The sequence below is a fragment of the Acinetobacter sp. I-MWF genome (assembly GCF_025433935.1).
GTDB lineage: Bacteria > Pseudomonadota > Gammaproteobacteria > Pseudomonadales > Moraxellaceae > Acinetobacter > Acinetobacter guillouiae.
Genome location: NZ_JAMBAR010000001.1, coordinates 676,493 through 687,182 on the forward strand (window position 1 = coordinate 676,493; position 10,690 = coordinate 687,182).

Here is a 10,690-nt window from a genome sequence, read left to right on the forward strand (position 1 = left end):
TATTCAAAAAATATGTATCGAAATGAATAGATTTCGGTACATAATTTAAAGCTTGGTAGATTTTTTAATAACAAAGCTGAGCTTTAAATGAAAACATTACAAACATCATTTTTAAAATCATTACTTACACTGAGTCTGTTTATTTCACCACTTAGTTTTGCAGAGAGTGCTTTAGTAGTTCAAGCAAAAACATTGCAAACAGGTAGTCCCACTGTCTCAATCAATATTGACAAAGCCATTCAATTATTCAAACAAGCTGCAGAACAAGGTGATGCAGAGGCTTATTTTCTACTTTCAAAATATTATTCTAATTCAGCAGATTATCGTTTTTTACCTGAAAATAGTCATTTATATAAACAGCTGCGTTTGGAAGCTGCTCAACGTGGTAATTTTGACGCATATTTATCATTAGATTTAGAAGCGGGTATTGCTGAAGGTTTCGGTATTTCTAATGATATCAGGCAAAAACTAATAAAAATTCGCCCACAAATTTTAAAACTTGCTGAACAAGGTGATGTTGAAGCCATACGTACATTCGTGCTTGCATTAGACCAAGGTACTGAGAATTATAGTGATGAACAGTGTCAATGGTTATATAAAGCAGTACAGCAAGGGGATTTATTGTGGGCGGGATCTAGTATCCAGAATTGTCCAGAAAACATTCTAAAAAAACTGGGTGCCAAGACGAAAGCTGCTTATGAAAAAGATCATAAAGATAGTGATTTAGCTCATTTTCAAATGCTTCAGCAACGTTCGAATCAAGGTGATATTGGAGCAAAAATAAAATTACTTGAAGATTATGTTGCTGACTCATACTTGTCAGAAAAGGATATTAAACAGCTCGAAAATGAGGTTTTAACGCATTATCAAAAACAAGCATCTCAAGGTGCGAGTGATGCGTATTTGATGCTTGCATTAAAAAAAGATGCTGATAAAGATAAGCAGAATTTGTATCTAAAAGCTGCGCAATTAAATAATCATGTGGCATTAACAGAACTTGGATCTGACTATTTATGGTCAGATGATGAAAAACAAATAGATATTAATAAAGGTCTAATTTATTTAAAAAAAGCTGCAGCACAAAACGATCCTGATGCAATAAATTATCTCGGTGTTTGGTACTATAACGAAGAAAATGAAGGCTATGATGAAGCACTTGCGCAAAAATATTTTAAACAAGCTGCTCAACTAGGATCTGTCAATGCAATGGATAATTTGGCACGCATCGAAGATGAACCAGAAGATTATCGTTGGGCTGTTTTGGCTTATGAAAATGGATCATCTGAAGAAGATACGCAAAGTAAAGCCCTAGAAGCGTATCAAACAGGCAAGGGCACAACTAAAGATCCGATCAAAGCGAGAAATCTAAAAACATATATTCAAATGCGAGCCCAGTTCAACAATAATTTAGGTGGCTTGATTGAAAGTATCAATAATGATACTGAGCGTACTGAAACTGAATCTAAGAACCGAAAAAGATAAACTCAGTTCTTCAACCTTAGTGTTGATCAGTTAAACATTTTTAAAACCTCCCCCCTTCAGAGTAAGCTATGCTTGTAGCTGCGAAGGGGGAGGTTAACGAATTGAAATGTGTGCTTAGCTGTCGCTTTCTATTTAGTTTTTGGGATTTGGTGGAACTAACTCATCCAAATCTTTATTTGAAATATGATCTAACTCATGTAAATCAGTTTTGATTTTCCATTTGCTTTCATCATCTACGGGTTTTGGTAAACGTGCCTCTAACCAGTCACACACCACATCGGGCGAAAAATCTGCATGGTTACATTGAATCACCCAAGCTAAAAATTGTTTCGCTTCACCATTCATATACGGAGGAGGAGAAACGGGTAAAAACTGAGTCGGAAGGCGTTCATTTTTAGAAATATAATTTAGAACGTGACCAAGTTCTTGTACAGTTTGCCACGCTAAAGGATGGTCAATATTGATTTGAAACTTAAACCACCATGCTTGTTTGCCATCTGAACCATAGCTATCAATAAATGCCTCTTGCACACTTGGGATTTTGCAAAAAAATTGATGTAAACGGTCAAAGCTCAGTTCAGCCACAATACAGCACTCATCAGATTAAAATTATATTTTATCAGATTGATGTCAGAATTTACCCAAGTTGATGTATAAACAATAAAGAAGATTAAATTTTGACTGTAATTCATTCATTATTTATCTTGAATGATGTATTAAGCTGTTGTGTATACGTTCAAGTTTGGAGGTTGAAATGAAACAGATACTCAGTTTAAGTGTCTTAATGTTGATGCTTTCAGCAACTTCAACAATGACATGGGCAGACGCTAAAGATTGGGCGAATTATCGCAGTGTTGAGCGGCCTCAAAAGAAATATCCGACAACGACCTATAAATATACAGATCAATATGGCCGCCAAATGTTACAGGAAATTCCTGTTCGACCTCAATACCAGCATCATCCCTATCCAACGTACCCAAGTTATCCGAATCGACCCTATCCACATCCCAATGGTCCATACCCAAGTTACCCACCACAAAATGGTGTGACGATTATTTATAATCACCAGTTTCCAACCCAGACGGAGTATTCAGGTAGCAGTTATGGGTATGTAAATGGCGAGGGCGGTCATATAGAAAGTTCGCAATACTCGTTGATCAGTGATTGGCGCCGTTATGGTTTACCTGATCCACAGGTTGGCATGCATTGGATTTTCCAGGATGGTCGTTATTTACAAGTACCCAATGATCGCTGAACGTGATTTAAAAGCATCATCATGATCAATAGCAATGTATTAAATTTTCAACACATTAAAAAAGTCCCTTCTCCTCTATGTCTTGCGCTTGCATAAGGAATTTCTTTAATTTTGTTTAGGGAGAAGGGCACGCGTATGAATCAAGACAAGGGACTAGGCCAGTTCATCGTCTTCTGGTCGTGGTGTTTTGCCATGAGGCAATGATTTTTCAGTATGCTTATCGCGAATGACGGAAGGATATGTCCAAGATGCATATCTCACGATCAAAATTGCAATGGCTAAAATTAAAACCGATCCTGTGATAATCACTAAATCCATATCTGCTTTATGGTTATGCTGTATATCTGAAATTAGTAACCGCGTAAGTGCGGTGATTGCGATATAAATTAAGAAACGTACAGGCATGTGGTTGGTCTTAAAATAGATCCCCACCATTGCACCTAATTCCAAATAGATAAATAACAATAAAATATCGTCAATACTGGCATATTGTTTTACGGTTAAGATTTCAATAATTGTATGTACCGCTGACCAAGCGATCATACAGCCAATGATAAACAGCGCAATATAATGAAATGCTTCTACTGCAATATTGCCCAATTTATCGAGGAGGTTTTCTATTTTTTCTATACGTGGATCTTTATTCATAACATCCTCCATTTGCGTGTGTTATTTATGATTAAACACTATGCAAATTTCATGCACATGAAACTAGTGTTTATGTTGCTTTTAACAGTGGAGCGGGGAGTGCTTATGATCACATTTTTCAAAAGAAAATTCATGAATTTGGTTGCTCATCAAATAGTGTTTCACCATAATTTTGGTTAAAGCAAAACATGCTCTCCCTATATTGGAATATGTGAACATATTTTTGTATTGTCTAAATGCAGGATGAACGAATAGTGTAAAGTCATAAACTATAAACCATGTTAAATTGTCATTAGGATAATTTTTAAATTTAACTTTAATTATGAATGGATAGAAAAGATGAAAATAAACCCCATAATTTTATGTTTCAATATTCTGTTATTTACACAATTCTCGAATGCTGATGTGATCAAAACTCCCACGGTAGCTGAAGCAAAACAAGCAACAGCTGAGTTGTTAGGAGCAAAAATCGGTGCAATGATTTCAGAAGTTAAATTGGGAACATGTATTCCTGCCATAAACGCTACACACTCAGGGCAAGTTGCATGCACTGTTTCGGTCAAGTTGGGTGCCGCAACAAATGAAACGCAGTCTGATTTTTATCAAGATAAGGGTAAATGGGTTGCTATACCTAGTGAATCTCAAGATAACTTACCATTTCCAGATCCAAAACTACATTAATCATTGATCCACAAAAAATGCCCGATAAATCGGACGATTGATCACTTATTTTGAGTTGATGATGAAATTAAACTTGATTGGTAAGCTAATCTTAACTGCATTCATAATTACTTCTTACCAGTTTTGATTTTAGCAATAGGGGCATTTAAATCAGGTAAGAGATGTTGGATGAAGTAGTAGGTCTAATTTTCTAGTTATGCTCTTTTGTACAGGACAATGATTTATTCAGTATAGTTATCACGAATAACTGAAGGATCTATTTTGGATATTCACAGACATCTGATTGGTCTAAAAATAGAGAAGCCTCTATCACCCCTAATTCTAAATAGAGCAATAACAATAAACCCAATACTGGCTTATTCGTGTGCTATTTATGATTAAACACTATGCAAATTTTATGCACATGAAAAGCGTGGCGAAATGTTTATATTGAATAAATCACAATGATTTAATTAAGAAATTGATCATTTCATTTGAATAGGCTATAGATAGATTATTTTCAATACAATTAAAGGAATAACGATGAATTTGTATCGACCAATTGGGCTTTTTGAATATCAATTGATTGAAAAGAGTGGCTTTAAAAATTTCCCACCAAGATTGTATTGGCAGCCTATTTTCTATCCTGTTTTAAATCAGAAATATGCTGAAAAAATTGCTTTGGACTGGAATACCAAAGATCAAGCGAGTGGTTATATTGGCTATGTCACACGGTTTGAACTGAGTGATGAGTATCTGGCTCAGTTTGAAGTACATACGGTTGGGGATGACTTTTGTCAGGAGTTATGGATTCCCGCTGAGCGATTAGATGAGTTTAATCAGCAAATTATAGGCAACATTGAAGTGGTTAATATTTTCAAAGGTGAAGCTTTTACTGAAAATGCTGAATTACCTGAAATATTTAAAACCAGCCCAGATGGCTCGAAAGAGTATTAGGAAATAAAACATGTATCTTCCTACTCATTTTAAACAAGAGAATCTTCCTGAACTTTTCGATTTAATTGAAAAGAATCCATTGGGAAGTTTGATGGTTATCTATGATGGTGAAATTGAAGCGAATCATATTCCTTTTGAATTGGATCGTTCAGCGGGCAAGTCTGGATTGTTACGTGGGCATATTGCTAAAGCCAATCCTTTATTGAACGTGTTAGAACAGAGTCAATCGGCCTATGTGATTTTCCATGCTGAACAAAGTTATATTTCACCGAATTGGTATCCAGGAAAATTTGAGCATCATCGGGAAGTACCGACATGGAACTATCGTGTTGTGCATGTGAAGGGAACAATTCGAAAAATAGATGATGAAAAATATTTGCGGGGTGTTTTGGCGCGATTGACTCGACAACATGAAGCACCGCAGGCGCTACCTTGGAAAATGGGAGATGCGCCCAATGATTATATCGAAGCGCAATTAGAAAAAATTGTGGCGATTGAAATCGAAATAGATTCAATCGTAGGGAAATTTAAAGTCAGTCAAAATCGCAGCGCTTTGGATGCCGCAAGTGCGGCAAATGCTTTACAAAACCAATCTCCAGAGATGGCTGAATCGATTCGGAAGTTTTATCCAAGGTAATACTCTACGATGCTACTTGATTTATATTGTGAGCAACTTTTATAGCCGCACGATAATAATTACCATCATTGATTTTAAGATGCATAGAAAAGCAAACATAGCTGCTTTATGACGTCCAAGAGATATAGATCAGCAGACGTCTTAAAAATAACATCAGTTGCAAATAAAAAACGCCCGAATCATCGGGCGTTTTAATGTCTTATTTCAGTTGATGATGAAATTAAGCCTGATTGGTAAAATAATCTTCGCTGAAATTCATAATAACTTCTGCACCTGCTTTGATTTTAGCAACACGTGCATTTAAATCAGGCAAGAGGCGTTGGATGAAGTAATGAGTCAATGCAAGTTTGTCTTGGTAGAATTGACCTTGCTTATTTTTTGCAGCATTGGCAATACGAGCAAACATATAAGAGAAGCTTAATAAGCCAACAACATGCAGATACTCTACTGCCGCAGCATTTGCGAAATCAGCATTTTCTTTTGCACGTTCTAAAATATGCTGCGTAATCATATCGACTTCAGTTGCAATATCTAAAGTCGCATCTTTAATGAAGTTTAAGTCGGTATCTAGACCATTGGCAAAATCACGGATTTCTTCAATATATTCAGCAATGAATTCACCATTACATTTAATTGTTTTACGACCAATTAAATCTTGTGACTGAACGCCGTTGGTGCCTTCATAGATTTGTGCGATACGTAAGTCACGAACACACTGTTCCATACCCCATTCACGAATATAGCCATGGCCACCAAACACCATTTGTGCATCGATTGCAGCATTAAACGCAGTATCTGTTAAATAGGCTTTGGCAATTGGCGTTAATAATGCAACACGATTATTTGCCTTCGCTACAGCTTCAGGATCGGTTGAAAATTTCGTAATGTCGAGTTGTTGACCAACGTAAACAGCAAATGCACGAGAAGCTTCATTGTTGGCACGTGCATTGAGTAACATACGACGTACATCACCATGTACAAGGATGCTGTCCGCAGGTTTGTTTGGAGATTTAACGCCTGTTGCACTACGGCCTTGTACGCGATCAGTCGCATATTGTGCTGCATTTTGGTATGCATATTCAGAAGCGCCTAGGCCTTGAATACCCATAGACAAACGTTCGTAATTCATCATCACGAACATAGCTGCAAGCCCTTCATTTTCTTTACCAACAAGGAAACCTTTGGCTGCATCAAAGTTCATGACACATGTTGCAGACGCTTTGATCCCCATTTTGTGTTCAATTGAACCAGGACCCGCTGTATTACGTTCGCCCAATGAACCGTCAGCATTGACGAGGAATTTAGGCACGATAAAGAGTGAGATACCACGTGAACCAGCAGGTGCATCAGGTGTTTTTGCTAAAACAAGGTGAATGATGTTGTCAGCAAGATCGTGGTCACCACCAGTAATGAAGATTTTAGTACCAGTAATGTTATATGTACCATCTTGGTTAGGTTCAGCTTTAGTTTTGATGATCCCTAAATCTGTACCTGCATGAGGTTCAGTTAAACACATCGTACCAGACCATTCACCTGAATAGATTTTAGGTAAATAGGTTTCTTTCTGTTCTTGAGATGCATAGCTGTTTAACGCCATACCAGCACCAACAGAGAGAAGCGGGTAGAGCATGAATGATGGATTGGTAGCAAATAACATTTCATCTGCAAGTACAGTCAGCATTTTTGGCATTGCCTGACCGCCCCATTCCTCTTCAGCACCTAGGCCAATCCAACCGCCTTCAGCGTATTGTTGGAATGCTTCTTTAAAACCAGCAGGTGTAGTGACTTTGCCATTTTCATAATGAGCGCCTTCTTCATCACCTGTGCGGTTTAAAGGAAGCGTAACATTTTGTGCAAATTTAGCCATTTCTTCTAAAATTGCTTCAGCCGTTGCCGCATCAACATGTGCAAGCTTTTCGTTGGCTTGCCAGAATTGCTCTGCATTGAAAACGTCATTCAGAATGAATTTCATATCTGCAAGTGGCGCATTATAAATTGGCATGTTCGTTCACCTGTTTATTGTTTGAATCTGTAGACTTAGATCAGTTTAACCAACAAGCATGTATGTTGTTAGATGGTCTAAGTAAATAACGCTCTATTTATAAAGAAAAAGGACTGCCAAAGCTATGACCGTCCTTTCTCAATTTCTGCACTCTTGAGTACAGTTTTCTAAATACCTAGCTCGGCATTCTACTTAGAATGCAAAGTCTTCAGCATCTAGTGACATCAATGGATCTAAGCCACCAGCGATCACGTCAACATGTGAACGAACGCGTGGTAAGATTTTCTTGAAGTAGAAACGAGCAGTCTTAATTTTTGCATTATAGAAGCCAGTTTCAGTAGAGCCTTCAGCAAGTTTTTGTTGAGCAACAAGCGCCATGCGAGCCCATAAGAATGCAAGCGTTACATAACCAGAGAAGTATAGGTAGTCAACCGCAGCTGCGCCTACTTCATCTGGATTTTGCATAGCTTTCATACCGATTTGCATGGTTAAATCACCCCACTCTTTGTTAAGAGCAGCAAGTGGTTCAACAAATTCTTTTAGGTCAGCATTGTCTTTGTTTGCTTCTGCAAATTTATGGATGATCTTGGTGAAGTCTTTCAACATCGCACCTTGCGTACCCAATACTTTACGGCCTAACAAATCAAGTGCTTGGATTTCAGTTGTACCTTCGTATAAGCAAGAGATACGTGTATCACGTACAATTTGCTCCATACCGTGTTCAGAAATAAAGCCGTGACCACCAAATACTTGTACACCATGCTTCGCTGATTCAGAACCTGTCTCAGTTAAGAATGCTTTTGCAATCGGTGTTAATAATGACAAGATATTGTCGGCAAATTTACGATCTTCTTCAGTAACACCTTGCTCTACGATATCTGCATATTGAGATAAGAAGTAAACCAATGCACGACCACCTTCAGCAAAGGCTTTTTGTGTCATCAACATGTTACGTACAGCTGGGTGAACAATGATTGGATCAGCTTCTTTCTCTGGTGCTTTAGGACCAGAAAGTGAACGCATTGCCAAACGATCTTTCGCATATGCAAGTGCACCTTGGAAAGAAGATTCAGATGCTGTTAAACCTTGAACAGCAGTACCAATACGTGCAGTGTTCATGAAGGTAAACATTGCATGTAAACCACGGTTTTCAGGTCCAATCAAGAAACCTTTTGCGTTATCAAAATTGATCACACAAGTTGCGTTACCGTGGATACCCATTTTGTGTTCGATTGAACCACAACGAACTGCATTACGGTCTGCAATAGAGCCATCTGCATTTACGTTGAACTTAGGTACGATGAATAACGAGATACCTTTAGTGCCTTTAGGAGCACCGGGTAAACGCGCCAACACGATGTGAACGATGTTCTCCGCCATATCGTGTTCACCAGCAGAGATAAAGATTTTCTCGCCAGAGATTGCATAGCTACCATCTGCTTGTGGTTCAGCTTTAGAACGGATAATCCCTAAGTCAGAACCTGCATGAGATTCTGTTAGGCACATAGTACCAGTCCATTCACCTGAAACAAGTTTAGGTAAATATGTTGCTTTTTGCTCAGCAGAACCATGATGCTCGATTGTACGAACCGCACCATGTGAAAGACCAGGGTACATACCCCACGCCCAGTTTGCTGCACCTACCATTTCAGAAATAGCTGTTGCTAAAGAACCAGGTAAACCTTGACCACCATGTTCTTCTGGAACTGAAAGAGAAGGGAAGCCTAGTTCTACATATTTGTCATAGGCTGCTTTAAAGCCTGTAGGTGTAGTCACTACACCATCATTCCATTTACAGCCTTCACTGTCACCGATTTGGTTAAGTGGAGATAATTCATTTTCACAGAAATCCGCGCCAGCTTCTAAATATTGATCAATCAATTCACGGCTTACGGTTTCTTGGAATGCAGGGAGTTTCGCGTAATGTTCTTCAGCATTTAATAATTCATGCAAAACGAAGTGCATATCACGTAAGGGTGCTTTGTATTGTGGCATATCGGTTTCCTCAATACTGGTTAAACCAGATTTATAATCTTCATAAATACGACGTGTGTCTTCTATGACACATATTTGTTCCGCTACATCGTGCAACATCTTATAGTGACGTACAAGTATTTCATGGTTATTTCTCTGTGACTGTAAAGTCAAAGAAAAAAGGCTTGAAAGCTGTAAGTGCATTGAGTGTAAACACTTTTCATTGAAAAATAAGGATACAAATAGTCAAAATCGTAAAAACTTGTGTCCAATAAAATGCCAGTCAAAATATGATGAAAATGTCATTCATATTTTTAAAATGTAGCGAAAAGATTGAAGTGCATACTTGATCTTGGATGAGGCGTGATTGAATGTGTGGTTAAAACTATAGATATTGAGAACGTTTTTAGTTTTTTTACGCAATATGACTCTAAATGATTTAAACCAATAGACGCACTGCATACTTTTTTAAGGGTGATATTTTTATGGCAATCACTCGCCCCAAAGTCGATCCACAATGTCTTCTACCGAGTATTCAAAATATCGCCCTGTTTGATCTTTATTGCGTTGAAACAATTGAGGCTTAAATGCTTTAAAATTGATTTTTAAAAAATTGTAGAAATAGCCCCCAGAGAATATGGTGCGGAGGTAAAAAGCATTGATGAATTCATTTGCATGTTGAGTGTTAAAGTCTGAGCTTTTAATCCGCTGGACGATTTCAGTAAGCTCTTGTTTTGAAATATTATGAATGATTTTAGGCTCAGGTAGGCAAATATCAAAGCTTAAATTTTCGATGCCTTCGGCTTCCCACCACTCCCAAAGATCGTATTGAGAAATGTCTTTACTGGTAATTTCTGTGAGCTTTTCACTGAGTTTTTGATATTCAAGCGAGTCTTCATCGCCAAACTCATCGCAATAGTTTAGGGTCTGTTGCCATTTCATAAATGGCTTGCGTTGTAGGTTAAAATTGAGCAGGCAAGGCATGAAACGAAGAGAATAGCGAGACTATTTTCGAGTTTCATAACGAAGGCTGAGATAATTTTAGCCACAACCCTGAGCAAGAACAAAGCACTGC

Annotated in this window: 10 protein-coding genes; 5 read left to right on the forward strand and 5 right to left on the reverse strand. The window is 37.8% G+C overall.

All coding sequences use genetic code 11. From position 1 onward, the window contains the following. Nucleotides 1–87 precede the first annotated feature (87 nt). Nucleotides 88–1,482, forward strand: coding sequence for a tetratricopeptide repeat protein (locus M2R48_RS03285; RefSeq protein WP_262085086.1), 1,395 nt, complete (start codon nt 88–90; stop codon nt 1,480–1,482). A 132-nt stretch (nt 1,483–1,614) separates the two neighbouring features. Here M2R48_RS03285 and M2R48_RS03290 read toward each other — a convergent pair whose 3' ends face one another. Further along, nucleotides 1,615–2,067 carry a hypothetical protein gene (locus tag M2R48_RS03290; RefSeq protein WP_004723101.1) on the reverse strand — a complete coding sequence of 151 codons (453 nt, stop codon included), beginning with the start codon at nt 2,065–2,067 and terminating at the stop codon, nt 1,615–1,617. A gap of 169 nt (nt 2,068–2,236) precedes the next feature. Between M2R48_RS03290 and M2R48_RS03295 the strand changes: the two genes are divergently transcribed. Beyond that, complete coding sequence (locus M2R48_RS03295; protein ID WP_262085087.1) at nt 2,237–2,737, forward strand: RcnB family protein; 501 nt, start codon at nt 2,237–2,239, stop codon at nt 2,735–2,737. 153 nt (nt 2,738–2,890) lie between these two features. Here the strand turns inward: M2R48_RS03295 and M2R48_RS03300 are convergent, their stop codons facing one another. After that, nucleotides 2,891–3,385: a phosphate-starvation-inducible protein PsiE gene (locus M2R48_RS03300; protein ID WP_262085088.1), complete on the reverse strand. Its 495-nt coding sequence runs from the start codon at nt 3,383–3,385 to the stop codon at nt 2,891–2,893. A gap of 405 nt (nt 3,386–3,790) precedes the next feature. On the opposite strand from M2R48_RS03300, the gene M2R48_RS03305 reads away from it, so the two are divergent. The 3 genes from M2R48_RS03305 to M2R48_RS03315 all read left to right on the forward strand — a co-directional run bounded on the left by M2R48_RS03305 (nt 3,791) and on the right by M2R48_RS03315 (nt 5,639). After that, the gene (locus tag M2R48_RS03305; RefSeq protein WP_262085089.1) at nt 3,791–4,066 is read left to right on the forward strand and encodes a hypothetical protein; all 276 of its coding nucleotides are present in this window, start codon (nt 3,791–3,793) and stop codon (nt 4,064–4,066) included. Nucleotides 4,067–4,588: 522 nt separating this feature from the next. Next, nucleotides 4,589–5,002 carry an ADP-ribosylation/crystallin J1 gene (locus M2R48_RS03310; protein ID WP_262085090.1) on the forward strand — a complete coding sequence of 138 codons (414 nt, stop codon included), beginning with the start codon at nt 4,589–4,591 and terminating at the stop codon, nt 5,000–5,002. A 10-nt stretch (nt 5,003–5,012) separates the two neighbouring features. Continuing rightward, nucleotides 5,013–5,639, forward strand: coding sequence for an FMN-binding negative transcriptional regulator (locus tag M2R48_RS03315; RefSeq protein WP_262085091.1), 627 nt, complete (start codon nt 5,013–5,015; stop codon nt 5,637–5,639). A 220-nt stretch (nt 5,640–5,859) separates the two neighbouring features. Here the strand turns inward: M2R48_RS03315 and M2R48_RS03320 are convergent, their stop codons facing one another. The 3 genes from M2R48_RS03320 to M2R48_RS03330 form a co-directional block, all read right to left on the reverse strand. After that, nucleotides 5,860–7,641, reverse strand: coding sequence for an acyl-CoA dehydrogenase C-terminal domain-containing protein (locus M2R48_RS03320; RefSeq protein ID WP_004723090.1), 1,782 nt, complete (start codon nt 7,639–7,641; stop codon nt 5,860–5,862). Nucleotides 7,642–7,833: 192 nt separating this feature from the next. Further along, nucleotides 7,834–9,636: an acyl-CoA dehydrogenase C-terminal domain-containing protein gene (locus tag M2R48_RS03325; RefSeq protein ID WP_034610112.1), complete on the reverse strand. Its 1,803-nt coding sequence runs from the start codon at nt 9,634–9,636 to the stop codon at nt 7,834–7,836. Nucleotides 9,637–10,107: 471 nt separating this feature from the next. Beyond that, nucleotides 10,108–10,557 carry a hypothetical protein gene (locus tag M2R48_RS03330; RefSeq protein WP_262085092.1) on the reverse strand — a complete coding sequence of 150 codons (450 nt, stop codon included), beginning with the start codon at nt 10,555–10,557 and terminating at the stop codon, nt 10,108–10,110. Nucleotides 10,558–10,690 lie beyond the last annotated feature (133 nt).